The sequence below is a fragment of the Verrucosispora sp. WMMC514 genome, assembly GCF_027497295.1.
Classification (GTDB): domain Bacteria; phylum Actinomycetota; class Actinomycetes; order Mycobacteriales; family Micromonosporaceae; genus Micromonospora; species Micromonospora palythoicola.
In genome coordinates, this window is sequence record NZ_CP114906.1 from 4426870 (window position 1) to 4453068 (window position 26199).

The following is a 26199-nucleotide window of genomic DNA, read 5'->3' on the forward strand; positions in this document are numbered from 1 at the left end:
CATGGGAATTCATCGCCTCAACCACGCCGTCCTCTATGTCAGCGACCTCGACCGCAGCGTCGCCTTCTACCGCGACGTGCTGGACTTCCGCCGGGTACCGATGACCCCGGAGGGTTTCCGGGGTGCCGCCTTCCTCCAGGCGCCGGGCTCCACCAACGACCACGACCTCGGCCTGTTCGAGATCGGTGCGGGCGCCGGTCGGTCGACCGCCGGCCGGGCCACCGTCGGCCTCTACCACCTGGCCTGGGAGGTGGACACCCTCGACGAGCTGGCCACCACCGCCCGGCGGCTGACCGAGGCCGGCGCGCTGGTCGGCACCTCCGACCACGGCACCACCAAGAGCCTCTACGGCCGGGATCCGGACGGGCTGGAGTTCGAAGTGGTCTGGCTGGTGCCCGCCGACCGGCTCGACGACGCCGCCCTCGCCGCCCGGACCAGGATCGGTCGTCTCGACCTGGCCGCCGAGATCCAGCGCTACGGCGGGGACACCCGAGGCGGCGTCGGCATCTCGGTCCCGGTGTGAACCGCCGTCCAGGCGGGCCGGCCTGACCCGTTGCGGTAGAACCTGAGCATGCCGATCGACGCCGTAGGGCACGCGCCGTTTCTCCGACACCTGGACCGGTGGCTGCCGGCCGCGCTGCGCCGCGCCCGCCGGGCCACCGTCGCCCTCGGGTACGACGGGAGCGACCCGCACCTGGCCGAGCAGGCCGTACGCCTGGCCGGCGAGCACGCCGCGCGGCTGCGCGGCTGCCGGCTCACCGTCCTCGTGCTCGCCGAGGGCACCGCGGCCCTGCCGGCCAGGGTCGGTGCCGCCGAGGCGGGACTGCCGGCCGAGGTAGCCGTACACCTGATGCCCGGCCCGCCGGCCCGGCTGCCGGTGGCCCTTCGGGCGGCCGGTGCCGCGGGCGCGCCGGTGCTGTCCTACCTGGAGGCGGACGATCCGGTGGCGCTGACCGCCGCCGCGACCGGCCGGGCCGCCGAGGCGTTCGTGGTCGCCGGTGTGGCGCGGCACCTGCGGGCGGCGCTTGTCGACGCCGGGTTCGCGCTGGCCACCGAGGTCGAGTTGGTCGACACGGACCGGCGGCTCGGCTTCGGCACCGGATCGGACCGCAGCCTGGAGGAGCTGAAGGAGACCCTGTGGGCGAGCGGGTTGCGGTTCCGTGACCCGTACGGCGAGCCACTCTCACCGGCGTCCCCGGTGGATCCGGCCCCGCTCGGGCGGATGCTGCTGGGCGAGCTGACCCGGCACGGCCAGCGCACGGTCACCGAGCTGCGCCGGTACGCGCTGACGGAGACCGCCTACCGGGCGGTGGACGCCGTTCGGGCCCTGCACGACCTGCTCGACGGCGGCCGGGTGACCCGGACCCCGCCGGCCGGCCGGCTCGGCGGCGACGTGCTCGTCACACCCGTGCGGTCAGGCGCTTGACCACGAGTGAGAAGCCGGTGGCGATCACCCCGATGCTGAACACCATCTGCGCGCAGACCAGCACCCGGGCGAGCTGCCCGTGGGCGTGCACGTCGCCGTAGCCGATGGTGGTCAACGTGGCCAGCGCGAAGTACAACGCGTCGACGCGGGTTTCCAGGTTCACGAACTGGGACGGCGCGACCCGGGCGATCACATAGTCGGCGAGCGCGAAGGCGAGCAGGCCGGCGACCAGCGCGAGGACCAGGTGCGTCAGCGGAGGGGCCTCGCGTTCGTGGGTCGCGGCGACGACCTGGCGGCGTACCTGACCGGTGACCAGCCACGCCACCACGCCGAGAATCAGCAGCGTGAGCACGATGCGCAGGCCGAGTCGGGTCGGGTCGGGATCGGACTCCACCGGCACGACGAAGTAGGTCACGAAAATGAGCCCGCAGGCCAGTGCGGTACGCCGACGCGCCGACCGGTGGTCCGCTTTCTGATTCATGTCGAAATTGTCCGGCCCGGCGGTGCGTCATCGGTGCGACCCGTCCGGGTCAGCGGAAACGGATGGTGCGGCCAGACACAATGTCGGGGCGCCGGGGGTGCCGGCGCCCCGCTGAACGTCGGCGCTTCAGGACTTGTCCTGCTTCCAGTGCAGCGGCCCCGGCAGGTCGACGCGGTGCGCCTTGGCCCGCGAGTTCCAGGACCACCGACCGAGCTTGATGCTCCAGGACGAGAAGCCGTTCTGCGTGAAGTGCAGGATCAGCGGCCCGAACTTCTTGCGCTTACGCAACATCACACCCATTGTGGGGCTCCCTTCGAGACTTCCCGTACGGGCTCGAAGATTCCCGTTGCGTCTATTCGCCAAACCAGGTCGGATCCGCAGTGGAGTATCAGTCGCTCGGGTGGTCGACGAACAACACCCGGGTGGTGCTGCCGTCGGGCTCGGCGACATCGCGTTCGTGACGGAAACCGAGCCGGGCCAGCAGGGCCAGCGACGCGCTGTTCCGCGCGTCCACGGTGGCGTGGATCCGGGGCAGTCCGGTACGCAGGGTGGGAGTGGGCATCAGCGGGGTTCCCAGGCGTCCGGCAGAGTGGTGAGGCGACGGACGTGCGGAGGCAGCCGCCCGTTCACCAGGTCGGCGAGGCTCACCTCGTCGACCACCCGGCGCAGGGCGGCGCGGACCGCGACCCAGAACTCGGGCAGGTGCGCGGCCACCCCGTCGTAGCGGGTCTCCTCCGGACGCAGGCCGCGGACGCCGGCCAGCGGCCCTTCCGCTGCCCGCAGCACCGCGCCCACGGTCACCTCGCCGGGCGGTCGGGCCAGGGTGTAACCGCCCTCCGCGCCGCGCTGGGCCCGCACGATGCCGGCCCGACGCAGGTCGGCGAGGACCGCCTCCAGGAACTTGCGGGGCATGTCCTGCTCCGCCGAGATGGTCTGGGTGGACAGCAGCGACGGGTAGCTGGCCGCGAGACTCAGTGTCGCCCGTACCGCGTAGTCGCCACGCGCGGAGATCTGCACCCCGTCATCATGCCCAATCCGTGGCCGCCGGTGCCGCACCTGAGCCCGCCGGATCGCCCGGCGGCGCACCACGTGCGCCGCACCGTCATGCCCGATGGACGTCGATGCGAGCGTCGACGGGTGGACGGGGGCGGACCACCGGTGCCGACGCGGGCCGTTCGCGGGCGGCCCGGAACGCGCCCGGACTCATGCCGACCTCGCGCGTGAAGAACCGGCCGAAGTTCGTCGGTTCGGTGAAGCCGAGCTGCCGGCCGATCCGGGCGATCGGCTCATCGGTGGCCGCCAGCAACCGGCTGGCCTGAAGCGCGACCCGCTCGTCCACCACCTGCTTGGCGCTGCGCCCGGTGACCGCCAGGCAGGCCCGGGTGAGGGTACGCACCGAGCAGCCCAGTCGGTCGGCGTAGTCCTCGACCCGCCGGGTGTCCTGGTATGCCCGCTCCACCTCGCGGCACAGTCGTCGGAAGGTCTCGTCCTCCGGCCGCGACGGCTGCCCGGAGCCGGACGGCAGCATGCTCAGCCGCAGCAGCAGCACGCTCAGTTGATGGCGCAGCAGGCTGCGGGCGGCCCGGGTGTCCCGGTGCCGGCTGGCATCGACGGTCAGTTGGCTGACCTCGTTGATGATCGCGTCCTCGTCCTCGCCGGCCAGCTGGACCCAGCTGGGCACGCCGTCGATGTCGACGTCGAACCCGTCCAGCGCCTCCGGACGCCACCGGACCACCGTGGCGTCGAGTTGGGGCAGGGCGCACCGCAGCACCTGACCGGGACGGATCCGCAGCAGCGTGCCGGGCCGGCAGGGCAGGGCCCGGAAATCCACCTCGGCGAGCCCGTGCCCACTCGTGGTCAGCACGATCACGTCGCGGTCCAGCAGCAACGGTCGTCGCCACCCGCTGTCGGGTGCGAGATCACCGAGGGTGATCGTTTCGATCTCGGCCGGGTTGGCGGCAGCGTCGGGCGGCGCCGGGGCGAGGTGACCGGAAGGGACCATCACCTGCGACGTTAGCCCGAGCCCGGCCCGTACGCATCCCGCCCCACCCGGTTTGGAGGTCGCGGCTTCGGCGGACGGACGGGGTTGTTCCCGAAGTGGCCGGACGGTTAGGTTACTGATCGGTAGTGACCTGGTCGTCGTGACGCCCCCGAGGGTCCGTGACGGCGGCACCGACACCGGCTGCCCCCCGGCCGGGTACCGCAAGGGGATGGCATGAAGGATCTGTTCTCGGTCGACGGCAAGACCGTCCTGGTCACCGGCGGCTCCCGGGGCATCGGCCTGATGATCGCCCGGGGCTTCGTCGCCGCCGGGGCGCACGTCATCATCTCCTCCCGCAAGGCCGACGTGTGCGAGGCGGTGGCCAAGGAGTTGGCCGTGCACGGACGCTGCGAGGCGATCCCCGCCGACCTGAGCCGCGACGAGGGCGCGCAGCACCTCGCCGCCGCCGTCCAGGACCGGGTCGACAAGCTGGACGTCCTGGTCAACAACGCCGGGGCCACCTGGGGCGCGCCGTTGGAGAGCTACCCGGAGAGCGCGTTCGACAAGTTGTGGGCGGTGAACGTCAAGGCGGTCTTCCGGCTGACCACCGCGCTGCTGCCGGCTCTGCGGGCGGCGGCGAACTCGGACGACCCGGCGCGGGTCATCAACATCGGCTCCATCGACGGCATCCGGGTGCCGATGATGGAGGTGTACGCCTACTCGGCCACCAAGGCGGCGGTGCACATGCTGACCCGCAGCCTGGCCCATCAGCTGGCCGGCGAGCAGATCACCGTCAACGCGATCGCCCCCGGGCCGTTCGAGAGCAAGATGATGGCGTTCGCGCTCGACGACCGCGGTTCCCGCTCGGCCATCGAGGCCCAGATCCCTCTCGGCCGCATCGGTCGCCCCGAGGACATGGCCGGCACCGCCATCTACCTGGCCTCCCGAGCCGGGGCCTACCTGACCGGCGCGGTGATCCCCGTCGACGGCGGCCTGACCACCCACGGCTGACCCCGCCCGCTCCCACCCTGCGATCTTGCAGTTTCTGTCGGGGCAGATCCGCTGTTGTCCGGCATTTCGGCGACCAAAAGTGCAAGATCGCGGAGGATGTCGCGGGGTGTGGAGGGGGTAGGCGGGGGCCGCGCGGATTCGGCAGATCCGCGCGGCCCCGGTTCGGTCTGTCAGCGACCGGCGAGCAGCCGGTTCACCGCGGTGTCGACGTCCAGGTGCTCGGCCTCCCGGCCGCGCGGAACGACGACGTAGGTCCGCCGCAGGAAACGCACCAGCACGCTGCGCGGCACCTCGAACAGGGCGTTGCCGTCCGGCGACGACAGCGCCAGCGCGACGAAGTCGCCGCGCGGGGTGGCCCAGGGCCAGACCCGTACGTCCCCGATGCCCGCCGGCTCGTCCAGCCCGGTCACCAGCAGCTCGCGGGCGAAGGACCAGCTCACCGCCTCGCCACCAGCCGATTCCGCATGGAACAGGACATGGACCGCATACGGATCAGCAGGGTCGTAGCGCAGACTGGCGCGCACCGGCAGGGCGGTGGCGTCAGGTGCGACGAGCCTTAGCGACGTCTCGACCTCTACGGTCGTCGGTCGGATGACACTCATGAACGTTCTCCCCCCGGCACCGCTGCGGAACGCGCGTGTCCCGCTTTTCCCATACTCAGCCGCTACTCCTGGCTACGCTCCGCCATGCGCTGACTTCACCCAGTGGTGGGAAGGGGGTCGGAAGGGCCTCATGAAAGTGAAACTTCATGTAGAATTTCCGATTCTGCCCAGTGGGTTCATCCTGCCCGGCATCGGGTTTGTTGAGTCGTCGACTTACTCCGGTAACGTCCAGTCGGCGGTTGCAGTGACGGGCCCGCGCCACACTGGGGCGGGAAATGGTCGCGGACGCGTTCCTCAGTGGATGCGGTGCCCGGACGAGACCCGTCGAACATCGCGGTCCGCACAGCCGAACAGCGGGGGTACGGGGTGCCGAAGAAGCGGAGAAGCCGGCACGGTCGGTCAGTGATCGATCACGTTCGGTCGGACGGCCGTGGCGCTGCGGCTGTGCGGGTGCGCAACGGACGTGGCTACCCGGGTGGAAGCCGGGATAGATCGACCGGGAAGGGGCATCGTGGGGAGATGACCGGGGGCGTACAGCGCGAGAGGGGTGGTGTCGCCGTGTCCGAGCGACGCGACCCGCCGCCGTGGCGGCAGCGGATATCCACCACTCTCGCCCTGATCCGGGCCAACCCCACCGGCCGAATCGCACTAAAGATCATCTTCGGGGTGCTGGGTGCCCTGGTGGTCACCCTCGGCATCGCCCTCATCCCGCTGCCCGGCCCCGGTTGGCTGCTGGTGATCGCCGGCCTCGGCATCTGGGCGGTGGAGTTCCACTGGGCCAAACGCCTACTCGCCTTCACCCGCCGGCACGTCCACGGCTGGACGGCCTGGGTCAAGAAACAATCCCTGCCCGTACGCCTGGTGATCGGCTCAATCGGCCTCGTCTTCGTCGGCGCCGTCGCCCTGCTGTCGATCAAGTACAGCCTCGGCATCGACGTCATCGCCCAGGTGCTGCACTACCTCGCGACGCACTGACCCCGGGTTCGCGGTCCGCGCGCCCGATCGGGTAGAGTCATCCGCGCTGAGGGCGATTAGCTCAGCGGGAGAGCGCTTCGTTCACACCGAAGAGGTCACTGGTTCGATCCCAGTATCGCCCACGCAGCTCAGGCCACTTCCCAGCTCCGGGAGGTGGCCTTTCTGCTGCCCGTACAGCAGCGAAGTACAGCAGTTCGTCATCGCGTCAGGGATTCGCCGAGGCGCTTGAGTGCGTCCCTGGTCGCCTGCGAGGAGACCTGGGTGTAGATCTCCATCGTTACGGAGAAGCGGGCGTGCCGGAGGATCTGCATGGCTACTCGCGGATGGACGTCGAGGTCGGCCAGGAGAGTGGCGCAGGTCCGCCGCGCGTCGTGGACGGTGATCGGCGTGACTGCCGCCTTGTCGCAGCGGGTCTGCCAGGAGCGTTGGAAGTTGCGCGGCTCGATGGGCGTGCCGTAGCGGGTGGTGAATGCGAGGTCGTTCTTGTGCCACGCCTTGCCGGCGGCTGCTCGTGCCTCGTCGCGTTGGTGCTGTCTGTGCTTGAGAGCGGTCAGGCAGATGTCGGGCAGAGGCAGGGTGGCGTCGGATGCCTGGGTCTTGGTGTCGCGGTGCAGGAGTTTCCCGCGTACGCGTTGCAGTTGGCGGCCGATGGTCAGCTCTCCGGCGTCGAGGTCCACGTCCGCCCAGGCCAGTCCCAACGCCTCGCCTTTGCGTAGGCCGGTGACGAGGACCAGGGCGTACGCGGCGTAGAGCGGGTCTTCGTCGGCGCGGGCGGATTCGAGGAACCGGCGGGCCTCGTCGCTGGACCAGGACTTGCCGCGTCGGCGGCGGACGGTGGCGAGGGTGACCGAGACGGCCGGGTTGCGGGTGATGAGGTCTTCGGCTTGGGCGTGGGTGAGGGCGGCCCGCAGCGCGGCCCGGATGTCGCTGACCGTGCGGGTCGACGGGACCGCCTGGCAGCAGCGGCCGATCGCGCAGCAGCGCCGCTTCTCCTTGCGGCGGGCGGCGTCCTTGCCCTGGGCGCAGCACTGGCAGGTGCGGGCCACCTGGTTGAGCCAGGTCTGCACGTCGCGCGCCTGGAGCCGGTCGAGTCGCTTGGTGCCGAGGCCGGGGGAGAGGTAACGGCGGACGAGCGTCTCGTAGGTGGCGTAGGTGAGCGGCGCCCGGTTCGGCTCGATGATCTCGGTCAGCCAGTAGGCCAGGAAGCTGCCCACGGTCGGGACGCTTGTCGCCACCGGTCCCGCCTTGGCCTGCTGGTGCAGTTTGATCCACTTGTCGTGGACGGCGTCCCGGGTCTTGCCGTAGACGTACTTGCGGGTGCGTTTCCCGTCCGGCTTGGTGACCCAGACGTACGCGGCGAAGCCGTTGCGGTAGGGGAAGATGGAGCCTTCGCCGTTGGCGCGGGCACGGGCGGGCATCAGGCGGCCTCCTGCCGGTCGATCTGGTCGCGGATGTAGTCGTCGACCCACTCGGGCAGGATGCGGCGGTACTTGCCGTCCTTGATGGAGCGCAGCTCGCCGGTGGCGATCTTCATCTTGACCTTGGAGATGCCGAAGCCGAGCAGGACGGCGACCTCGGCGGGGGAGTACCAGCGGGGGCGAAGGTCGTGGTTCATGCGGCGGCCCCGGTGAGCCAGATGTCGTGAGCGAGTTCTTCCCGGCCGACGCGTCTGCTTTCTCGTCGCTGCCGGGCGGCGGTGTTGGCGAGCATCGCGTCACCGTCGGTGCGCCAGCCGGCCCCGAGGTAGGTGAGTGTGCCGACGGTGAGGGTTTCGGTTTCCTCGTCTTCGGCGCGGCGGTAGGCGGCGCGGGTGTCGCGGAGCAGGGCGAAGGTGACGGAGTAGCGGCGGGCTTTGGTGAGGAAGTGGCCGCCGAAGCCGAGCATGTGCGCCCATCGGCGTAGTCCCGCGTATGGGTTCGCTGCGGTGTCAAGGCAGCCTTGACGGTCGCCGTCCCGTGCCGTGCTGCCGGTGGTGCGGGTAGCCGTCGGTCGTCCGAGTCGCCAGCAGGCGTCGATGAGGCGGGCGAGATGGTCGCCGTCGGGGTTGGCGTAGGCGTCGATGGTGTCGGAGGTGAGCCGGGTCGAGGCGTGGCCGGTGACCTCGGTGGCTTTGGTGGCGTACTTGGCGAGGTAGGCGGCCACCTTGGCGTCGGTCACGTCACCGTCGCCGCTGCCGATCCGGCGCACGTCGACCTGCTCGCCCCAGGCGATCGGCCAGCCGTCCGGGCGGTCGGGGTGAGGTGGGGTGGTGACGGTGATCTGCCGGGCGGCGACGTGCACGGCGGCGTCCAGGTCGTCGCCCGTGATCCCAGCCGGCGGCGGCACCAGAGCGTCCCGGTCGTTCGAGTCGACGCCGTCGAGGCGCAGCAGGACGTGAAAGTGCACCGCTCCCCGGCGCTGCATCTCGGCGACCTTGCCGTGGGACACCCGCACCGGTGGCACCCGACGCACTCGGCCGGAGTCGCTGACGACCTGGACGTGGCTGATGCCGCGTCGGCGGCAGAGGGCGGCAAGCTGGCGTTCGATGGCCTGCTTGGTGCGCCGCCACAACTCGCCGGAGAGGAAGTTCCACACGGCCTGGTGGTCGTGGTCGTAGCAGTCCAGACAGAGTGGCCGTCCGAGCTGCGGATCGTCGGCGTCGTGCCGGGTGAAGCAGGCCGCGGGCTGCCCGTGCGCGCAGGTGCCAGCGTCGCGGCGGGCGTGGCAGGGTGCGGGGCGGCAGTCGCACCGCTGGCGGGTGGCGCAGGTGTGGCGGGCTACGTGCCGGTGGTGGACCGCGCCGAAGGATGGTGCGGTGAAGGTGGCGAACACGACCGGATGCCGTGCGACGGTGGCGGGGACGGTCTTGCCGCCGGTCAGGCCGGTGCGGACGACCTGGAAGGCGTCGCCCGCGTAGACCCAGGCGCAGTCCGGGCACTGCGACGCACGGCGGTTGCCGCACGCCTTGTAGATCGCGCGGTCGGGCAACTCGTCGGTGTGCAGTTCGCGGGTGATGCGGCCGGTGTCGGCCTCGACGCTGGCGAGGGTGCCGGTGAGGCGAATCGGGCGGGTACAGCCGCCAGCGGCGGCGGTGTGTTCCAGCCAGCCGAGGTAGTCCGGCGTGGCCGCACGGTGCAGAGCCTGGGCGAACCGGCCGGCGGCGAGGCCGGGCCGGGACAGTGCGAGTGGGGCGGACATCGTCTTCTCCTTACGGGGTGGCAGGGACGGAAGACGAAGCACCACCAGCCGTGGACGTTGGTCCGCTGGTGGTGTTCGTCGTGTCTCCTGGCACCGCCGGAAGGGCGGCTGACGCCGGAGGGCGGAATCGTGGTGGTGCCACACTCCGCCGATCGGTGATGTCCTCTCGTGCTCGTGGACGTCGTAGGGCCGGCAAGGGTGGGGAGCCTGGAATAGCGGCCCCCGGCGGGAACTGCCGCAGGCTGCCCCACCCGTGGAAGGTGTGTGAATCCGGGCCATCGTGGACGGCGAAAGGCCGTGCTGGGCCGCTCGGCGGATTCAGAGAGCCGGCACTGTGCCGGGCGACGGAGAGGCGGCGGGACGTGGCCCACATCAGCGGCAGAAGGCCGCTCGACCTCTCAGGAGTCGAGTCCAGCGATCCGGCGGGAAGGCCGCGCTGGCGTGCTCAACGACCGCCAGAGTAGCACCGGGTACCGACACGTCAACCCGCCGTGATCCCTCCGGCCAGGGCTGGGCCGGCCAGTTGCCGGCTGGTGTGGGAGGACTTTCTGTACGTCATCAAGGCGGCCCTGAACGGGCCGCACGCGCCGCCGCCTGGGCGCGCGTCCGTCGCTTCGCTGGCGCTACGACTCCGGCCACGCAGCACGCCCGGCGGCTGGCGCGGAGAGCGGGGAGCCCGGTGGGCCGCCGCATGACGACAGCAGCATTGACCGGCGAGGGTGGGCCGGCAGCCGGCCGGGCCGCGCGGCCACGAGCCGCGCGGCGTAGGAAAGCGCACGCCGGCCGCGTCGGCGAGCTGGCGGCGGTCGCGGGGTTGCGGTTACTGCGCCTCCGGCGGGGGCGCTCCGGCTCCAGGATGGCCGGGGCTCCGTCGGCGACTCGCGGCCCGTGGGTGGTTGCGGTAGGCCATCCCGCCAGCCGACGACCCGGGCGAGCCGAGCAGACCTCCGCCCGACCCGCCAGCGCCCGACCGTGCGTCAAGGCCGTCTTGACGTGGCGGGCCGGGCGGCGGCCCGCTCCCCATGAGGGCGGGTCGACGGCAGACGGGATGGCAAGTGATGCCTGTCGGGGTGCTTGAACTCGTCGTAGAGCATAGAGACAGTGCGGTAAGGCACAGCCACTCGTCTTGTCTAGCCGCCCTACCCCTTGCCAACCCTCTTGGAAGAGTGATCGTGTCAACGGAACAGCTAGCCGCTTTAACGTCCTCAATCTTCGCGGTCGTAATCTCTCTTGGCAGTCTGGTTGTCTCCTATTTGAGTTTTAAGCGGTCAGGGCCGCAGTTATCCGTAGAGGTGGAGGGAGTAATTGAGAGGGCCAAAAAAAATGTTGCTTCCCTAAGTCATGTTGGTCTAACTGTTGCTAACAGTGGACAGGCTGCGATCCAGATCAAGTCGGTCGGGTTCGAGGTTAGCTACAAGCAAAATTGGTTCGGTTGGCGGCTCTGTACGGGGTATCAGACCAGAGTCAAGAGCGGGACTACCCGACTAGAGGGCTACCATTCGAGAAGCTGCTTCTTCCACGCCCCGTTGCTGGCTCTGTCGCTATTCCATAACAAGGGTAAAGACGCTTGGCTTCGTGGAGTCGTATACACTGGTTCTAGCAAGCGGATTTTCAGTAGACCCGTCAAGATATCCCGCTACGCGTTAAGTGATGGTTATTCCACTTCCTGGGGATCAATGCGTAGTCATCGAGGATTCCTTTCCTTATCTACATTCCTCTCCCCATCTGCATTGAAGATCTGGGCAAGCATCCACCTCCCGGAGCGAATATCATCGAAGATTGAGGTGCCGCCACGGTATAGAAATCGTCAGAAGTGGCGAGAATGGCGGCTCAACCGTATTGAGCATCTAGAGAAGGGCGATGTCCCGCCTAAGGAAATAGAGCTTGTCGACGGCTAGCCGTACGGTGAGGATCGGAGATCGAGGATGTCAAGCGATGGGGTGGGGGAAGCTGCCAGTGGGCCACTGCTCGGGGCACCCAGGGGGCACAAGACACCGTCAAACTTCGGCAATCAGCCAGCAGCGACGGCAACCCACGACGGGGCGCGACCAGCGTGCCGACCAGGTCGCCGCAGGTCACGAACGAGCCGGTCTAAGTTCCGCTTCAACGTCTGTCGCAGCCGGCATGTTGAGCGTGCAGCGGTGACCTGGCGTTGCCGGCTCCTACGATGGCGCGGTGAACCCATGGATCACCGCAGCGGCAGGGCTGTTCGGCGTGGTCGTCGGCGTGGTGGGAAAGTACCTTGCTGACCTCCGAGCCGGCCGCAATGCCAGGCTTCTAGTACGGCAGCCGCCGTTTGGGATCATGGCTGGAGTTCGAGGTTGAGTCGGCGTGTGTAGTGGGCTCGGCGGGCTCGGGCTTGATGCCGGCGTCTCCATCCTGACCAGTGCAAACGGTGGGCGAGGTCGGTGATCGGGCGGATGATGCAGGCGTTGATCAGTCGGCGGATCTCGTTGACGGTCAGCTTGATCAAGCCGTGGTCGGTGGAAGCGTCGGTCGCGGCGTCGGCGGCGCAGATCGCCAGGACGGCGAGTGCGGCCAGGGCGAGGGTGGTGAACCGGTGCCAGGAGTCCCAGCGGCGGACCTGGTGCTGGTCCAGGCCGACCTGGCCCTTGGCGGCCTGGAAGCTCTCCTCGACGGTCCAGCGGATGCCCGCGACCCGCACGAGCTGAGCGAGAGTGGCCGGCTTCGGGGTCCAGCAGCGGTAGAAGGCCAGCTCACCGGTGGTCGTGTTCTTTCGAATCAGGAGGCTGTGCCGTCCGCCGTCGTCCGGGTCGGCGTCGGTGCACACGTCGTCGAGCCAGGCCCAGTCGTAGAAGCGTGGGCCCTTGGATCCGGCCCCGGCCGAGCGGCGTTGCCATGCGGTGGCGGGCAGGTCGGCGGCCACCCGGTCGGCGCGGACGCGGGTCTTGCCGCCGTCGAGCGGCACCAGATGACTGCGGGACACCGCGAGGACATAGCCGAGTCCGCGTTCGCGCAGCAAGGCACGAAACACGCTGCTGTTGCCGTATGCCTCGTCCGCGGCGGCCCACCCCGCCGGGACACCGGCATCAAGGGCTGCGGTGATCATGTCGGCGGCCAGCTCGCACCGGGTCGCGAACCCGACCTCGTCGGGCACCCCCGCGGCGGCGCAGCGGTCACGGTCGTCGGTCCACGACACCGGCAGATACACCCGTCGATCGATCAGAGTGTGCCCGTGCCGGCTTGCGTAGGCGAGGAACACCCCGACCTGGCTGTTCTCGATCCGCCCGGCCGTGCCCGTGTACTGCCGCTGCACCCCGACGGTGTGGCTGCCCTTCTTCAGGTCTCCCGTCTCGTCCGGAACCAGGACCGCGTCCGGGTCACCGAACCGGCCCGCGACCAGAGCCCGCAGGTCATCACGAACGGCGTCGGCGTCCCACACCGCCCGGTACAACAACCGCTGCATCGCGTCCGGCCGGACGTGCCCGGCCTGCTCCGCCAACTGCCAACATGTCTTGACTTCAAGGTCAGATAGCAGACCAGAGACGAACTCTCCCGCCGCCCGCCGCGGCTCCACCCGCCCGAACCGGCCCGCGAAGCAGCCGAGCACCCCGGCCATGACCCGCTCCCACGCGGCGGGGTCTACGCTGTGGCCTGCGGCCACCGCCAGATCTGAAGTTATGTCCACAACGTACAGACGATCACGCGGTGGCCGCCTCGCGTCCACCCCACCTCAACAGCAAGATCTCAAACGGCGGCTGCCGTACTAGTACGGCAGCCGCCGTTTGAGATGTCGCTGGTGGGGCCGGGTAGACGAGGTGCGGCCACCGCGTGATCGTCTGTCTGCTGTGGACATAACTTCAGATCTGGCGGTGGCCGCGTGCCACAGCGTAAACCCTGCCCGGTGGCGGCGGGTTCTGGCCGGGGTGTGTGATGCGTTCGCGGGTCGGTTCGGGCGGGTCGAGCCGCGGCGGGCTGCGGCGGCGTTCGTGACCGGGCTGCTGGCGGATATCGAGGTCAAGACGTGCTGGCAGTTGGCGGAGCAGGCCGGGCATGCCCGGCCGGACGCGATGCAGAGGCTGTTGTATCGGGCGGTGTGGGACGCCGACGCCGTCCGCGACGATTTGCGCGACGTGGTCGTGGCCCGGTTCGGTGACTCGGACGCGGTGCTGGTCGTTGACGAGACCGGGGACCTGAAGAAGGGCACGCATACGGTCGGGGTGCAACGCCAGTACACCGGCACCGCCGGCCGGATCGAGAACGCGCAGGTAGGGGTGTTCTGTGGCTACGCCAGCCGGCATGGGCACACACTGATCGACCGCCGGGTCTACCTGCCGGTGTCGTGGACCGATGACCGGGACAGATGCCAGGCCGCCGGAGTTCCCGACGAGGTCGTCTTCGCCACGAAGTCCGAGCTGGCCGCCGACATGATCACCGCTGCCCTCGACGCCGGCGTCCCCGCTGGGTGGGCGGCTGCGGACGAGGCCTACGGCAACAGCAGTGTCTTCCGTGCTCACCTGCGCGAACACCACCTGGGCTACGTCCTGGCCGTGTCCCGCAGCCACCTCGTCCCCCTCGACGGCGGCAAGACCCGCCTGCGGGCTGACCGGGTCGCCGCCGGCCTGCCGGCCTCGGCGTGGCAGCGCCGCAGCGCTGGCGCCGGATCCAAGGGCCCGCGTTTCTACGACTGGGCCTGGCTGGATGACGTCTGCACCGATGCCGACCCCGACGACGGCGGCCACCACAGCCTCCTGATCCGCCGCAACACCACCACCGGTGAACTGGCCTTCTACCGCTGCTGGACACCCAGACCGGCCACCCTCGCCCAGCTCGTGAGGGTCGCCGGCATCCGCTGGACGGTCGAGGAAAGCTTCCAAGCCGCCAAGGGCCAGGTCGGCCTCGACCAACACCAAGTCCGCCGCTGGGACTCCTGGCACCGCTTCACCACCCTCGCCCTGGCCGCCCTCGCCGTCTTGGCGATCTGCGCCGCCGAAGCCGACGATGATTCCACCGACACCGGTCTGATCAAGCTGACCGTCAACGAGACCCGCCGGCTGATCAACACCCTCGTACTCCGCCCGATCCGCGACCTCGCCCACCGTCTGCGCTGGTCAGACTGGCGCCGCCGCCATCAAGCCCGAGCCCGCCAAGCCCACTACACCCGACGCCTCAACCTCGAACTCCAGCCATGATCCCGAACGGCGGCTGCCGTACTAGGGTGGGCCTGCCCCGTTTTGACGGACATCCGAGATCAGGGGACCTGGGGCCCGCGGCAACAGCGCCTACGCCAACGGCAAGCACGGGTTCACCTACAACCGCAACCCCGGCACGATGACGGTGTCGAACAACGCCAACATCGGCAACGCCGAGCGTAACTTCAACTTCGACGGCGGCTCCTCGGTGTTCGAAACAACACCTCGTGCAACGGCGGCTCGAACGACCGGATCATCGGCAACTCCGACAGCTCGAACCAGTTCTGGTCCGGCACCAACGGATCCCGGTGTTTCTCGTACACCGGTGCTCTGGGCTGGTCCTTCGCCTCCGACGGTCGGCTGGTCGTGACCTTCGGCGGCCGAGTGGTCACCCCGTAACCAGCGCAGCCGATGCCGGCGTCACCGCCGAGGTGACGCCGGCATCGGCTATCGAGCCCCACGAGCTGGGCCAGTGGTGCTACCAACTGGCAAGGTCGTGGGCCGGGTCGCGGCCCTCGTTGCCGGCGGCTGCACCGTCCAGCCGCGGGGAGGCTTCTTCGCTGCGTACCGCCTCATGGCCCGGCTCGCGGCGAGCCGACCGAGTATCGCCGACCGGGTCAGCGCGAGCGGGTTCCGGCGGGTACTGCCGGAACCGATCGCCGAGGCGACGGTCGCCGGCGGCGTGCGATGCGCGGTGATGCCTGAGGTGGTCGCGGCGCTATCCGAGATGGACGCGATCGGAGAGCTCCGTCGCTATCCGGGACCGGTGTTACTTTTCAACGGCGCTCGTGACCCATTCCGCGTGGATGAGCGGCGGTTCTTGGCGGCGGCGGCCAACGCCCGCCTCGTGGTCGTGCCCCGGCGGGGCCATATCGGCATCATCGCCGAGACCGCGATGCTCGCAGGGCTGGTCACAACTGCGGTCGCATCGGCGGCGTCGCAACCGAGTCGTAGCCGCGGCAATCATCAGCCGACGCCCGACCCCAAGCCGCCGCGGTGAGGCAGTGAGGTGCGTAGCCGCGGACCGTGCGTGACGGCGTGTAGCCGTTATCGGGCACGGCGCCCGGACGTTCTGACGATGGCCCGGACGTTGACGACGACATCAGGCAAGGCATCCTGAATGCCGTGAGTGATGGATACATCCGTCTCATCCCGACGGACGTGAACTGGCAGCCCACCCCCGTGGCCGCCGCTGCGGCCGTGGCCTATGTCGCTCGACTGTTCTCCGGTCCCGACGACGACGTCGAGCACGTCGACCACGAGTTCTACGACAAAGTCACTCTGATCGACGCCGGTGAGAACACCACGAGGATCACATGCTCGTGCTGTCTCGCGGAAATCGATATGGAGTGGTTCTACGATCTGATCGAGGAGAGCGGCGAGAGTTTCGACAACCTGGATACGGCGATGCCCTGCTGCGTTGCGGTCACCTCCCTGGTCACACTTCGCTACGACTGGCCGGTCGGCTTCGCGCGTTTCGAGGTGTGTGCAATGAACCCGACTCGCGCGACGTACGAGCTCGATGCCCGGGAACTCGCCGACGTGGCCACCCTTCTCGGCCACCCCGTCACGCAGATCCTTGCCTACTACTGATCGGGCGCCACTGGCGGATCAGCGCATACCCTGCGGCAGGTCATTTGGTGCTGGTGGGGGATGAACTCGGCGATGGCGAGCCGATGACGTCCGGTGGTTGCCGGTCATGGGTGCCGGTTCTTGCTGGTGATCATGTCGACGAGGGTGTCGGTGAGGTCTTCGGCGGAGACGCCTCCCCATTTCGGGTCGGCGAGCTGGCCGCTGGCCTGCAGGCCGGCGATCCCGTTCGCGCTGCTGATGAGCAGGGCCGCGTATCGGCGGGCGTCCTGTTCGCCGACCAGGTCGGCGACGACGGCCAGGAACTCGGTCTGGCTTCGTTGGGCGGCCCGGGCGAGTGCGGTGGGGTCGCCGGGTGGGTTGCTGAACATGAGCTTGTAGAGGTGTGGCTGAAAGCGGCCGACGTCGATGAGTGCAAGGAGGCCGCCGCGGACCTTTTCGGCGGTCGACAGGCCCGGTTCCGCGCGAAGGGCTTGCATGCGATCTCCGAGGGTGTCCCATGCCCGGGTTCCGACGGCGATCAGCAGGCTCTCCTTGTCGAGAAAGTGCCGGTAGGGCGCTCCGCGACTCACTCCGGCGCGCGCCCCCACCGCGCGCAACGTCACGGCGTCGAGGCCACCGGAATCGAGCAGCTCAGCGGCCGCGTCGAGCAGGGCGCGGCGGGTGGCAGCGGCTGATTCGGCACGGCTGATCACGCGGAGGATTCTAGCCCGCCTGTGATGACTAAGTCACTCGAACCAGTTGACGCTGTCATCTCATTACTGCACACTCAAGAGATGACATCGTCAACTGAAACTCGGGGACTCATGGTCGTGACCGGGGCGTCGACCGGCATGGGTGCAGCCACCGCGCGGGAACTGGCTCGGCACGGCTTCCATGTCCTCGCCGGCGTACGGCGCGACAGCGACGGGACGTCCCTGCGGGCCGACCGCATCGAGCCGGTGATCCTCGACATCACCGACCCCGACCACGTCGCCGCGCTCGCCGCACGTGTCGAGCGGGGTCCGTGGCCGCTGCGGGCGCTGGTCAACAACGCCGGCGTCCCTGGCGCCGGCCCGGTCGAAGTGATGCCGCTCAGCCAATGGCGGCGCATCTTCGAAGTGAATCTCTTCGGCCACGTCGCCGTCACCCAGGCCCTGCTTCCCGCCCTGCTACGCGGCAAGGGACGCGTCGTCAACATCAGTTCCCTCAACGGCAAGATCTCCATGGCCGGCTACGGACCGTACGCCGCCAGCAAATTCGCGATGGAGGCGATGAGCGACGCACTGCGCAACGAACTGGCCCCCCACGGCGTGCAGGTGGTGGTGGTCGAACCGGGCGGCGTCAAAACCGAGATGTCCCGCGTCGGCCTCGCCGCCCTCAGCCGCCTCGACGAAGCGATGACACCCGAGCAGAACGCGCGCTACGGCACTCTGATGCAGGCAATACCCTCCCACGTGGCGGCGTTCACCAAGGCCGGCGTGACCTCCGACATCGCCGCGACGAGGATCGCCAAAGCGGTGACCGACGCCAGGCCCCGCACCCGTTACACCATCGGCGCAACGGCTACCCTCCTCATCCGGGCCTCCCGCATCCTCCCCGACAAGATGCTCGACCGGATGACGACCTCCGACCTCCGCAAGCACTACCCGCCCGAGAACCGTGACCGAACGACCACTACACGGTGAGCACATCTGCCACCGACGGTGCGCGTGGTACCTCAGCACGCTGGTCACGCTGAGTACCCGTCAGTCTCGGCGTTGTTCCTTGGGAGCCGCGCCGAAGCTACGCGTGAAGACGGGCCGGCCGACGACGCGGTCGACCACCGGGGATCGGGGAGCAACGTGGGAGCAGTCGGGCGCGTTCAACGGCTCTGAACCGCGCCCAACGGCATCGAATGGCACTTAACTGCACCCACCACGACCTGCGGGTTCTCGTTTCTGTAGGTCGCGGTGGGTGCCGCGTCCTGCTTCACACCGAAGAGGTCACTGGTTCGATCCCAGTATCGCCCACGCAGCTCAGGCCACTTCCCAGCTCCGGGAGGTGGCCTTTCTGCTGCCTGAGCAGCGGTCCGACCCTGGGAGCCTCGTTCGTGCCGGGCGAGGTTGGGTCAACTGTGCCACTGTGGCGGTGTCCGCCGGGGGTAAGCCGTGACACGAGAGCCGACCCGGTCTGTTCCGGCAGCGCCCGTACGACCCGTCAAGGCCCGCTTGACGTGGGGGCCGAGCGGCGGCCCGCTTCCCTGCGGTATGGCTCGAACCCGCTACGGTGGCATCGCTCAACCGGGACCGTGGCACTGGTGGATGGACCTCCGGCCCGTCCCGGACGAGAGGCTGTGCAAGTCTGATCAACGATGTGATGGGGGATCGCTGGTGGGACAGCGGCACGTGCGGAAGATGTTGCGGAAGATGGCCAGCGGGCAGCCGGTGGAGGTCGAGCAGGTGGCCACGTTGCGCTCACTCGCCTATATGGCCGCTATTGCCGAGCAATTCGGTTACGCGTACACGGACACACGGCAGCGACACCGCAACGGACCGCAGCTGTTCCTCGTACCCGACCCCCGTCCGCAGGCCCGCGAAAGGGCCGAGCGGAACCGAGTGCAGTACCCGGATGCTTCCACCGGGGGCGCACTGCCCCCCGTGCCCGCCGACGTGCTGGATCTGTTCAAGGCCCGTATCAGCTACGACCTGGAAGGCTGGAACGACGACAAGCAGCGAACGTGGTTCCTCTATGTCGTCCTCACCGTGCTGTGCGCGATCCTCGGTGTGTGGCTCGGGCTGGGTGGGACGTCCCCCACCGCCGCCGCGGCTATCGCCGCCGTCGCCTGGGCGGCGCTGATGTCTGTCACCCTGTTTCTGGTCTCCATTCGTCGACGCCGACGGGCCAAGTTCGCTGCGATCCTGGAGGCGGCCGGGTTCACGCAGACGACTGAGCAGAGCGGCCGGGAGCGGTATCTGCCGCTGGACGTACCAGTAGGCCGCACAACCGGCGATCACGAACAGGGTGCGGGGTCCGCGTAGCGGTCGCGTGGTTCAAAGCCGGTGCGGTGGCCGTCTGCCTACTACTCGCTCAGCGTTGATCTCGCTGCTCGCTGCGCGAAGACGCGTCCTCAGGCGAACTCCCGTGCGGTGGATTCGAGCCTCTCGCGGTAGGCGGCCCACCACGCCTCGTCGCCCTCGACCACGTTGTCGCCGGGCTGCCGCCAGCCGACCTGGCCGTCGACCAGCTCGCGCACGATATCGGCGTGCCCGGCGTGCCGGTTCACCTCGGCGAGCACGTGCACGAGGATGTGGTGAAGCGTCACCGGCGTGTGTTCCCACCATCGCACCGAGCCGGGCGCGTCGATCGAGAGCGCCTCGATCGTGACGTCGGCGTGTGCCCAAGCTCGGTGCCACAGGCCGATGATGTCGTCGCGGGACTCGTCGGCTGCGGCCCACATGTCCACGTTCGGTTCGGCCTCCTCGTTCAGGCCAGCGACGGGTTCGGGAAAGGGGCGGTCGAACACCTCGCCGAAATACCCGGCGGTCACCGAGGCCACGTGCTTGACCAGCCCGAGGAGGTTCGTCCCGGTCGGCACGAGCGGGCGCCGTACGTCGTACTCCGACAGCCCGTCGAGCTTGCCGAGCAACGCCTCGCGCGCCTCCCGCAGGTACCGATAGAGATTCGCCTTGGCGTCGAGGTCCGTCATGCCGCCCAGGATCTCACCGCCGCGCCGGCCGCGATGCCCTGTACGCCGTGACCGGCTGCAGTACCGGCACGCCGTGCATTCCGTGTATCGCTCCCACTACGACGGGTCCGGCGGCTGCCGGACGAGACGGTGCTGAGTTGATTCCGGTGTGGTTGGGACTGCGACGATCCGGAGGCACGACGAGGATTACCGCCCGGCCCGTAGTCGCACTGAAAGGAAGTTGTCGTGAAGCAGCCACCGGTTGTCCTCAGCCCGTACGACCCGCGGTGGGCTGTGCTGTTCGAGCAGGAGCGGGTCAGCCTCGAAGCCGCTCTGGGACGGTGGCTGGTCGGGCCGGTTGAGCACATTGGCTCCACGTCGGTTCCCGGTCTGGCAGCGAAGCCGATCATCGACATGATGGCACCGGTGCGGAGTCTGTCCGCGGCGGCAGCCGCCATCGAGGTGGTGACCGCTCTTGGTTACCGCAACGGCGTGCACCGTCCGGATGAGGCGCACTACTTCGTCAAGCCGGAGACCGACAACTGGTGGGAACGTACCCACCAGCTTCATCTCACCGAGCCGACCTCCCTGCTCTGGCTACGACGGGTCGCCTTCCGTGATGCGCTCCGGTGCCGGGCGGACTACCGGTCCCGGTACGAGCAACTCAAGCGCGATCTCGCGCAAGCTCACGGCGCCGACCTGACGGCCTACGCCCGCAACAAGGACGACTTCGTCAACGAGGTCCTCGGCGTGCGCGACAGGACGCAAGCGCCGACCGTCAGTTACCCCCGGAACCCGTGACCGCCTCCCACACCCGACGGATGAGGCCGAGCGGATTCTCGGTCCAATGGGAGGCGAGGACCAGTTCCCGGGACGGATCCACCCACAGCAGATGCCGTCCACCGTTGCCGCGCGCACTGCGACCGGCACTCGGGGCTCCCGGCCAGGGGATCTGCTCGTCGTTGAGCCACCAGAGGTAGCCTCGGCCGACTCAGGCTGCGTCGGCGCCTACGGCGCCGTCCAACGCGAGGGCCTGCTACGCATCATGATCGCCGCCCGACACGGCAGCGACAGGGTCCTGCCAGCGGTAGAGGTCGCGCAGCAGGCAGATCTCGGCGCCATGATGGATCAGCTCCCTGTTGACGTGCAGGATCCTGTTCTCCATGGGAAACCGCTCGGGACCCAGCGTGGGTGGATTGTCCAGGTCAGCGTCCGACAGGTCGCGAACCCCCGCGTGCCATCTCCCATACATCTCATCGAGCTGTTCCAGTGCCTCGTCGGCGGTTCCCGCGTAGGCGAATGTCTCGGAGTCGACGTGCTGGCCGCCGAAGTAAGCCGCTCGCCTCTTGCCACTTCCGCACCCTACGTACAACGGAGACCTGGCGGACGCCGGGCGCATGTCTGCCGTACGCCCGGTCCGTGCGGGTCGTCGCCGTCACCCGCTTCGCGTCAGTCGAACAGCCGGTCGAGCGCTTCCTGTTCGAGGTCGCGCCAGCGCCGGGCGTCCTTCAGCGCCTTGGCGATCTCCTTCTCGTCGAGGTGGTGGGCGCCCTCCTCGCGGATGCACGCGACGTTGAACGGCCCGCCGACCGACGGCGAGGTCAGGTCCAGCGCCTCCAGCACCCGGATCACGCCAACCACGCCGTACTCGACGGTGCGCCTGGTCAACCGGAGGTGGGACAGCAGCGCGCCGGCCTGCTGGGCCATTGGCGCCCCGGAGCCGATGGCGTGGAAGCCGACGTCCTCGTAACGGCCGATGAGCCCGTTGGGGTTGATCTCCACGATCCACGGCGCGCCCTGGCTGTAGCCGGCGGCGAGCAGGTACGCCGACACCCCACCGCCGTCGCCCTCGCCGGGCACGTCCGGGATGTAGTTCTCGTAGTGCTTCTTGAACACGGGCAGGACGCGCTCCTGCAACTCGTCGCCGATGTCGGGTGCTTCGAGGATGGCGGTGGCCGAGTCCTCAAGGAGGGGCCGCAGGTCGTTGAGGACTCCCCGCGCGCCGCTGCCGCCCCAGGCGGCGCAGGAGCCCAGCGGGTGCAGCTTCCGGGCGGGGAAGCTCAGGCCACGGTCGCTGTCGGTGATCTGGGAGTCCGCGCCGATCACCACCCCGTCGCTGCAGACAACGGCGAGTACGACGGTCATGGGATCCTCCTGGGCGGGGGTGCGGGGTTGGGGCGCGAGGTACCCGTCAATCCGCCTGCCTACACCCCGACCGGCGCCGGTGAGGTAGGTCGGTAGCGTTGGGCGTAGCGCGGAGTGGATCGAGGCGATGGAGACCGTGCCGGACGGCGACGTGGATGACGAGCTGGTGTTGGGCGCTCTGGAGTGTTACGAGCGCGCGGTGCGCCGGGTGGCGCGGGACTTCGCCCGGCGGGGCGCCGTCATCCAGCCGATCGGGGTGTACCTGGACACCCTCGACGTCCTGCTTGTGTGCTACGGCAGGCGTGGACAGGCGCACCGGGGCAGCGTGGGCAGCCTCCGGGTGACCGGCGAGCTGGAGCTGGCGGTTGTCGAGCTGGCCGACCTGCTGCAGGAGGAAGAGTTCGATGAGGGCGACACTGCCTGGCCCGGATGTCTGCCCGGCCACTCGCACCCTCCGGTCGCAGCCCTCGTCGACGGGGTTGCCTGCTGGCAATGCCCGAAGAGCCACGCGTCGGTCTCGCCGATCGGTTAGCCGGCTGGATCACTTCGGGCGGGGCTCCAGATGCCCCGGCGCGCACGGCTGTCCGTGTGGTCCTACTGCACCGGCGAGGCGCCCGGCTGGAGTGTCCGGGGTGGATCTCCGTCGTCCGAGTTCGTCGACGGCGGTGTCCCGGCCGAGTCGATGACACCGGGCTGCGGTGCCGGCTGGAACGCCACGTCGGTCACGTCGGCGGCCAGCTCGGTGAAATCGGTGCCGTACGCGGCGGGCTCGACGATTCGCAGCACCAGTGCGAACGGCCGGTCGGCGCCGAACCGCCGGTACAACTCGGGGTGGTACCGGGCCAGGTAGCGGGCGCCGGCGAGGTTGCTGCCGGCGGTCAGGCCACCGATGAAGAACACGGGGCGTCCACCGACCGGCCCCCAGAAGCGGGCGAGCAGGGCGTAGCTTGTCTGTGGACTGTAGACGTATTCGGTGCCCCCGACGGTGAACGACAGTCGACGCTTCTCCTCGTCGAAGACCTCGTACGTCACGCCGCGGAGGATCGCGCGTACGTGGGTGACGCTGCGCGGGCTCGCGCCGCCGGGGCCGCCGACGCAGAACTCGGTCAGCCGGCCGATCTCCCCGGTCGGTTGGTTCTCGCCGACCCGGTCCGCACGGGCGCCGCATTCGCGGGCGATGGTCGCCAGTTCCACGAGCGCGGCGACGTCGCGGCGGTGCACGCTGAACTCGCGCGGCGACGAGGCGTGCCGGGACACCACCAGCAGGCAGCTCGCTCCGGCGGCGAGGCCGAAGAAGGCCCGGGTCCGGTTCAGCTTGCGCCGACGTAACAGGAACCCCGAGAGCCAGACGGCCGTACCGGCGATGACGCTCGCCAGCAGGTTGATCAAAAGGTCACCCACGCGTTGATGATGTCCGATCCGGTCATGCCACGATCAGCGGCGGGGTAGCACGCCCAGCAGGGTCGCGGTCAGGGCCAGCTTCAAGGCGTCCTCCAACTCCAGGTGGAAGCGGGCAAGGCTTGGTTCGGCCTGGTAGGCCGCCTCCAGGCTGGGCGGGGGAGTGGCGTACGCCGCCAGCGAGCCGGCCATGACCAGCGTTTGCAGGCCGAACAGCTCCACGTTCTCGTCCAGCTCCGGCAGCTGCCGCTGGATCAGTTCGGCCATGGTGGCCAGATGGGCCAGGGAGGCGCGCTTGTGGCGAATGGCGACCTCGACGGAGACGTTGTGTTCCAGGACGCTGCCCTGCGCGCCGAAGAGGTCGCACAGCACCACGCGACCGGAAAGTGAGCGGCTGAGGATCTCGGCCACCGCTACCGCCCGCTCGGCCATGGGTAGCTTCGCGTCGATGCCGTTGGTCAGCGCGGCTGTGAGGTCGGCCAGCCACTCCGCCAGGAAGCGGTCCAGCAGTTCCAGCAGCACCGCCTCGCGGGACTCGAAATAGCGCAGCACGTTCGGCTTTGCCAGACCCGCCCGGCGGCTGAGTTCGTTGAGCGTGACCGCAGCCACCGGCATCTCGTCGAGCATCGCCGACGCGGCGTCGAGGATCGCCCGTCGGCGAATCTCCCGCTGCTCCTCGGTACGCGCCCGCTGGAATGTCACGATCGCCATCCTAGCTTACGTACCGCCGGTACGTTGACAACGTACCGATAGTACTTTAGCGTCGTGGGTACAAGATACCTCCGGTACGTAAAGGGAGACTGGCATGGGCGAGAAGTGGACGACGGCGAACGTTCCGGACCAGCGCGGGCGGGTGGCCGTGGTGACCGGGGCCAACACCGGGCTGGGGTACGAGACCGCGAAGGCGCTCGCCGAGCGCGGGTCGGCCGTGGTGCTCGCCGTCCGCGATGTCGGCAAGGGTGAGCGGGCGGCGGCCCGGATGACCGGCGACGTGACCGTGCAGGAACTGGACCTGACCTCGCTCGACTCCGTGCGGACCGCGGCGGCGGCACTGCGCTCCCGGTTCGACCGGCTCGACCTGCTGATCAACAACGCCGGCGTGATGTACACCCCGAAGCAGACCACCCGGGACGGCTTCGAGATGCAGTTCGGCACCAACCACCTTGGCCACTTCGCGCTGACCGGCCTGCTGCTCGACCTGATGCTGCCGGTGCCCAATTCCCGGGTGGTGACGGTCAGCAGCGTCGGTCACCGCATCCGGGCCGCGATCCACTTCGACGACCTGCACTGGGAGCGGTCGTACGGCCGGGTCGCCGCCTACGGCCAGTCCAAGCTGGCGAACCTGATGTTCACCTACGAGTTGCAGCGCCGGCTCGCCCCGCACGGCACCACGGTCGCGGTGGCCGCGCACCCCGGCGTGTCCAGCACCGAACTTGCCCGTAACAGCCCCGCAGCGCTCCGGATTCCGCTCACCTGGCTCGCACCGCTGATCACCCAGACACCGGCGATGGGCGCGCTGCCGACCCTGCGCGCCGCCACCGATCCCGCCGTGCTCGGCGGCCAGTACTACGGTCCCGGTGGACACGGCGAGGTCATGGGCCACCCCCGGCTGGTCACCTCCAGCCCGGAGTCGTACGAGGTGACCGTCCAGCAGCGGCTGTGGGCCGTCTCCGAAGACCTCACCGGAGTCACGTTCCCCGTCGTCGAGCCCAGGCAGAACGTCTCTCCCGCCGACTACCGCTCCTGACCTGCCTCGGCGATGAGCCGTGACGACGTGGCGGCATCGGTGGCGAACTCGCTGGCCTGGGACAGCGCACTCTGGAGCTGCGCGAGCCGGTCGGGCTCCTCGACGAGCTGAATGCTGCCGTCGAAGCCGTACACGAAGGCGAGGGTGCCGTGGTCGCCGATCGTCATGACGGCGAAGGACGGTGCGGCGACGAATCGGGCGGCGGCGGTGCGGGGGATGATGCGGACCGATGGTGCCCCCGCCAGCCGCCGTAGTTGGGTGGCCAGCACCGAGGCGCCGCCGACCTGGCGGTGCAGCACCGCCTCCTGGATCAGGAAGGTCGTCCGGACGCGTCCGGTGCGACGGGCCAACCATTCCTGACGCTGGATCACGGAGGTGGCCACGTCGTCCGTCACGACCTGGTCGCCGAGTCGGACAGGTGCGAGCGCGGCGGCGTACTCGCGGGTCTGCAGGAGGTCGGGAATCCACGTGGCGGCGTAGACGTCGATGGCGGTCGCGGATCGTTCGAAGTGGGCGACCTGCTCGAACACCGTACGGACCGACGACGGCATGTGGAAGATCCGCCGGTCGCGCCGGGAGCGTGCGATGAGCACGAGTCGCCGTAGTTCGTCGAGCTGCGCCCGGTCCTCGACGCGGTAGAGGGCGAGCAGCGCATGCATGTCGGGGACGCTGACTCCGAAAGCGCCGCTCTCGATGCGGATGACCTTGGACACCGACCAATACACCTCATTGGCCACCTGATCCTGGCTGAGCAGGCATTGCTCGCGCAGCCGGCGGAGGCGGGTGCGGATCAGCCAACGTGCCACCGCAGGCGTTGGTTCCTCCTGATCCAGGGCGTGGTCAGGGTGGTGGCGATCGGGCATCATG

At 69.2% G+C, this 26199-nt stretch carries 28 protein-coding genes, 1 tRNA gene and 1 pseudogene; 13 read left to right on the plus strand and 17 right to left on the minus strand.

Translation table 11 applies throughout. The features are described 5' to 3' along the window. The first annotated feature begins 1 nt into the window (after position 1). Entirely contained in the window at positions 2 to 523 is a 522-nt protein-coding gene (locus O7597_RS20655) for a VOC family protein (protein WP_269739116.1), read from the plus strand. Between the two features lie 48 nt (positions 524 to 571). Then, positions 572 to 1426, plus strand: coding sequence for a hypothetical protein (locus O7597_RS20660; protein WP_281580445.1), 855 nt, complete (start codon positions 572 to 574; stop codon positions 1424 to 1426). Here the strand turns inward: O7597_RS20660 and O7597_RS20665 are convergent. The 5 genes from O7597_RS20665 to O7597_RS20685 form a co-directional block, all read right to left on the minus strand. Beyond that, positions 1401 to 1907, minus strand: a complete 507-nt coding sequence (locus tag O7597_RS20665) for a potassium channel family protein (protein WP_281580446.1) — start codon at positions 1905 to 1907, stop codon at positions 1401 to 1403. The genes O7597_RS20660 and O7597_RS20665 overlap by 26 nt on opposite strands. A 126-nt stretch (positions 1908 to 2033) precedes the next feature. Beyond that, the gene (locus O7597_RS20670; protein WP_093402924.1) at positions 2034 to 2207 is read right to left on the minus strand and encodes a DUF4236 domain-containing protein; all 174 of its coding nucleotides are present in this window, start codon (positions 2205 to 2207) and stop codon (positions 2034 to 2036) included. Between the two features lie 88 nt (positions 2208 to 2295). Beyond that, positions 2296 to 2469, minus strand: coding sequence for a GNAT family protein (locus tag O7597_RS20675; RefSeq protein ID WP_281580447.1), 174 nt, complete (start codon positions 2467 to 2469; stop codon positions 2296 to 2298). After that, positions 2469 to 2924 (minus strand): Rrf2 family transcriptional regulator, encoded by a 456-nt coding sequence (locus O7597_RS20680; RefSeq protein ID WP_269739112.1) that lies wholly within the window; start codon positions 2922 to 2924, stop codon positions 2469 to 2471. Before O7597_RS20680 ends, O7597_RS20675 begins: the two co-directional genes overlap by 1 nt. A gap of 85 nt (positions 2925 to 3009) precedes the next feature. Then, entirely contained in the window at positions 3010 to 3909 is a 900-nt protein-coding gene (locus O7597_RS20685) for an AraC family transcriptional regulator (RefSeq protein WP_269739111.1), read from the minus strand. A gap of 213 nt (positions 3910 to 4122) precedes the next feature. Between O7597_RS20685 and O7597_RS20690 the strand changes: the two genes are divergently transcribed. Next, positions 4123 to 4899: a glucose 1-dehydrogenase gene (locus tag O7597_RS20690; protein WP_281580448.1), complete on the plus strand. Its 777-nt coding sequence runs from the start codon at positions 4123 to 4125 to the stop codon at positions 4897 to 4899. Between the two features lie 170 nt (positions 4900 to 5069). Here the strand turns inward: O7597_RS20690 and O7597_RS20695 are convergent, their stop codons facing one another. Continuing rightward, entirely contained in the window at positions 5070 to 5501 is a 432-nt protein-coding gene (locus tag O7597_RS20695; RefSeq protein ID WP_007457244.1) for an SsgA family sporulation/cell division regulator, read from the minus strand. A gap of 297 nt (positions 5502 to 5798) precedes the next feature. Here O7597_RS20695 and O7597_RS20700 point away from each other — a divergent pair, with 297 nt between their 5' ends. Both O7597_RS20700 and O7597_RS20705 read left to right on the plus strand, forming a co-directional pair. Beyond that, positions 5799 to 6476: a TIGR02611 family protein gene (locus O7597_RS20700; protein ID WP_281580449.1), complete on the plus strand. Its 678-nt coding sequence runs from the start codon at positions 5799 to 5801 to the stop codon at positions 6474 to 6476. A 50-nt stretch (positions 6477 to 6526) separates the two neighbouring features. Beyond that, positions 6527 to 6598: transfer RNA gene (locus tag O7597_RS20705), tRNA-Val, on the plus strand. Between the two features lie 75 nt (positions 6599 to 6673). Here the strand turns inward: O7597_RS20705 and O7597_RS20710 are convergent. The 4 genes from O7597_RS20710 to O7597_RS20725 all read right to left on the minus strand — a co-directional run bounded on the left by O7597_RS20710 (position 6674) and on the right by O7597_RS20725 (position 13233). Next, positions 6674 to 7894 (minus strand): site-specific integrase, encoded by a 1221-nt coding sequence (locus O7597_RS20710; protein WP_281580450.1) that lies wholly within the window; start codon positions 7892 to 7894, stop codon positions 6674 to 6676. Further along, complete coding sequence (locus tag O7597_RS20715; protein ID WP_169599140.1) at positions 7894 to 8091, minus strand: excisionase family DNA-binding protein; 198 nt, start codon at positions 8089 to 8091, stop codon at positions 7894 to 7896. Before O7597_RS20715 ends, O7597_RS20710 begins: the two co-directional genes overlap by 1 nt. After that, the gene (locus tag O7597_RS20720) at positions 8088 to 9653 is read right to left on the minus strand and encodes a replication initiator (RefSeq protein WP_281580451.1); all 1566 of its coding nucleotides are present in this window, start codon (positions 9651 to 9653) and stop codon (positions 8088 to 8090) included. Before O7597_RS20720 ends, O7597_RS20715 begins: the two co-directional genes overlap by 4 nt. A 2302-nt stretch (positions 9654 to 11955) precedes the next feature. After that, positions 11956 to 13233 (minus strand): IS701 family transposase, encoded by a 1278-nt coding sequence (locus O7597_RS20725; RefSeq protein WP_281580117.1) that lies wholly within the window; start codon positions 13231 to 13233, stop codon positions 11956 to 11958. Positions 13234 to 13531: 298 nt separating this feature from the next. Between O7597_RS20725 and O7597_RS20730 the strand changes: the two genes are divergently transcribed. The 3 genes from O7597_RS20730 to O7597_RS20740 all read left to right on the plus strand — a co-directional run bounded on the left by O7597_RS20730 (position 13532) and on the right by O7597_RS20740 (position 16399). Then, positions 13532 to 14806, plus strand: a complete 1275-nt coding sequence (locus O7597_RS20730; RefSeq protein ID WP_281583288.1) for an IS701 family transposase — start codon at positions 13532 to 13534, stop codon at positions 14804 to 14806. Positions 14807 to 15278: 472 nt separating this feature from the next. Continuing rightward, a complete protein-coding gene (locus tag O7597_RS20735; RefSeq protein WP_281580452.1) occupies positions 15279 to 15806 on the plus strand; it encodes a hypothetical protein in 528 nt (175 codons plus the stop codon). Between the two features lie 125 nt (positions 15807 to 15931). Beyond that, positions 15932 to 16399 (plus strand): hypothetical protein, encoded by a 468-nt coding sequence (locus O7597_RS20740; RefSeq protein WP_281580453.1) that lies wholly within the window; start codon positions 15932 to 15934, stop codon positions 16397 to 16399. A gap of 104 nt (positions 16400 to 16503) precedes the next feature. Here O7597_RS20740 and O7597_RS20745 read toward each other — a convergent pair whose 3' ends face one another. Beyond that, entirely contained in the window at positions 16504 to 17091 is a 588-nt protein-coding gene (locus O7597_RS20745) for a TetR/AcrR family transcriptional regulator (RefSeq protein ID WP_281580454.1), read from the minus strand. Between the two features lie 111 nt (positions 17092 to 17202). Between O7597_RS20745 and O7597_RS20750 the strand changes: the two genes are divergently transcribed. Both O7597_RS20750 and O7597_RS20755 read left to right on the plus strand, forming a co-directional pair. Beyond that, positions 17203 to 18063, plus strand: coding sequence for an SDR family oxidoreductase (locus O7597_RS20750; RefSeq protein ID WP_281580455.1), 861 nt, complete (start codon positions 17203 to 17205; stop codon positions 18061 to 18063). A 720-nt stretch (positions 18064 to 18783) separates the two neighbouring features. Further along, entirely contained in the window at positions 18784 to 19395 is a 612-nt protein-coding gene (locus O7597_RS20755) for a hypothetical protein (protein WP_281580456.1), read from the plus strand. An 89-nt stretch (positions 19396 to 19484) separates the two neighbouring features. Here the strand turns inward: O7597_RS20755 and O7597_RS20760 are convergent, their stop codons facing one another. Beyond that, on the minus strand, positions 19485 to 20063 hold the full coding sequence (locus O7597_RS20760) for a DinB family protein (RefSeq protein ID WP_281580457.1): 579 nt from the start codon (positions 20061 to 20063) through the stop codon (positions 19485 to 19487). Between the two features lie 225 nt (positions 20064 to 20288). Between O7597_RS20760 and O7597_RS20765 the strand changes: the two genes are divergently transcribed. Further along, a complete protein-coding gene (locus tag O7597_RS20765) occupies positions 20289 to 20843 on the plus strand; it encodes a GrpB family protein (protein WP_281580458.1) in 555 nt (184 codons plus the stop codon). 235 nt (positions 20844 to 21078) lie between these two features. Here the strand turns inward: O7597_RS20765 and O7597_RS20770 are convergent. Continuing rightward, positions 21079 to 21375, minus strand: a pseudogene (locus O7597_RS20770) (DinB family protein); the annotation flags it as partial. A gap of 116 nt (positions 21376 to 21491) precedes the next feature. After that, positions 21492 to 22187, minus strand: coding sequence for a proteasome protein (locus O7597_RS20775; protein WP_281580459.1), 696 nt, complete (start codon positions 22185 to 22187; stop codon positions 21492 to 21494). Between the two features lie 127 nt (positions 22188 to 22314). Here O7597_RS20775 and O7597_RS20780 point away from each other — a divergent pair, with 127 nt between their 5' ends. After that, entirely contained in the window at positions 22315 to 22719 is a 405-nt protein-coding gene (locus tag O7597_RS20780) for a hypothetical protein (RefSeq protein WP_281580460.1), read from the plus strand. Positions 22720 to 22781: 62 nt separating this feature from the next. Here O7597_RS20780 and O7597_RS20785 read toward each other — a convergent pair whose 3' ends face one another. After that, positions 22782 to 23588, minus strand: a complete 807-nt coding sequence (locus O7597_RS20785) for a hypothetical protein (protein WP_281580461.1) — start codon at positions 23586 to 23588, stop codon at positions 22782 to 22784. 33 nt (positions 23589 to 23621) lie between these two features. Beyond that, a complete protein-coding gene (locus O7597_RS20790; RefSeq protein WP_281580462.1) occupies positions 23622 to 24287 on the minus strand; it encodes a TetR/AcrR family transcriptional regulator in 666 nt (221 codons plus the stop codon). A 103-nt stretch (positions 24288 to 24390) separates the two neighbouring features. Here O7597_RS20790 and O7597_RS20795 point away from each other — a divergent pair, with 103 nt between their 5' ends. After that, positions 24391 to 25332 carry an SDR family NAD(P)-dependent oxidoreductase gene (locus tag O7597_RS20795; RefSeq protein WP_269739083.1) on the plus strand — a complete coding sequence of 314 codons (942 nt, stop codon included), beginning with the start codon at positions 24391 to 24393 and terminating at the stop codon, positions 25330 to 25332. Here the strand turns inward: O7597_RS20795 and O7597_RS20800 are convergent. Further along, the gene (locus tag O7597_RS20800) at positions 25320 to 26198 is read right to left on the minus strand and encodes a DUF5753 domain-containing protein (protein ID WP_281580463.1); all 879 of its coding nucleotides are present in this window, start codon (positions 26196 to 26198) and stop codon (positions 25320 to 25322) included. The genes O7597_RS20795 and O7597_RS20800 overlap by 13 nt on opposite strands. Between the last annotated feature and the right edge of the window lies 1 nt (position 26199).

Coding starts and splice junctions, on each gene's coding strand:
- O7597_RS20715 (WP_169599140.1), bottom strand. CDS start 8,091: ATGAACCACGACCTTCGCCCCCGCTGGTACTCCCCCGCCGAGGTCGCC.
- O7597_RS20720 (WP_281580451.1), bottom strand. CDS start 9,653: ATGTCCGCCCCACTCGCACTGTCCCGGCCCGGCCTCGCCGCCGGCCGG.
- O7597_RS20795 (WP_269739083.1), top strand. CDS start 24,391: ATGGGCGAGAAGTGGACGACGGCGAACGTTCCGGACCAGCGCGGGCGG.
- O7597_RS20670 (WP_093402924.1), bottom strand. CDS start 2,207: ATGGGTGTGATGTTGCGTAAGCGCAAGAAGTTCGGGCCGCTGATCCTG.
- O7597_RS20775 (WP_281580459.1), bottom strand. CDS start 22,187: ATGACCGTCGTACTCGCCGTTGTCTGCAGCGACGGGGTGGTGATCGGC.
- O7597_RS20665 (WP_281580446.1), bottom strand. CDS start 1,907: ATGAATCAGAAAGCGGACCACCGGTCGGCGCGTCGGCGTACCGCACTG.
- O7597_RS20755 (WP_281580456.1), top strand. CDS start 18,784: ATGGCCAGCGGGCAGCCGGTGGAGGTCGAGCAGGTGGCCACGTTGCGC.
- O7597_RS20725 (WP_281580117.1), bottom strand. CDS start 13,233: ATGGCCGGGGTGCTCGGCTGCTTCGCGGGCCGGTTCGGGCGGGTGGAG.
- O7597_RS20685 (WP_269739111.1), bottom strand. CDS start 3,909: ATGGTCCCTTCCGGTCACCTCGCCCCGGCGCCGCCCGACGCTGCCGCC.
- O7597_RS20710 (WP_281580450.1), bottom strand. CDS start 7,894: ATGCCCGCCCGTGCCCGCGCCAACGGCGAAGGCTCCATCTTCCCCTAC.
- O7597_RS20780 (WP_281580460.1), top strand. CDS start 22,315: ATGGAGACCGTGCCGGACGGCGACGTGGATGACGAGCTGGTGTTGGGC.
- O7597_RS20655 (WP_269739116.1), top strand. CDS start 2: ATGGGAATTCATCGCCTCAACCACGCCGTCCTCTATGTCAGCGACCTC.
- O7597_RS20800 (WP_281580463.1), bottom strand. CDS start 26,198: ATGATGCCCGATCGCCACCACCCTGACCACGCCCTGGATCAGGAGGAA.
- O7597_RS20760 (WP_281580457.1), bottom strand. CDS start 20,063: ATGACGGACCTCGACGCCAAGGCGAATCTCTATCGGTACCTGCGGGAG.
- O7597_RS20675 (WP_281580447.1), bottom strand. CDS start 2,469: ATGCCCACTCCCACCCTGCGTACCGGACTGCCCCGGATCCACGCCACC.
- O7597_RS20750 (WP_281580455.1), top strand. CDS start 17,203: ATGGTCGTGACCGGGGCGTCGACCGGCATGGGTGCAGCCACCGCGCGG.
- O7597_RS20660 (WP_281580445.1), top strand. CDS start 572: ATGCCGATCGACGCCGTAGGGCACGCGCCGTTTCTCCGACACCTGGAC.
- O7597_RS20695 (WP_007457244.1), bottom strand. CDS start 5,501: ATGAGTGTCATCCGACCGACGACCGTAGAGGTCGAGACGTCGCTAAGG.
- O7597_RS20690 (WP_281580448.1), top strand. CDS start 4,123: ATGAAGGATCTGTTCTCGGTCGACGGCAAGACCGTCCTGGTCACCGGC.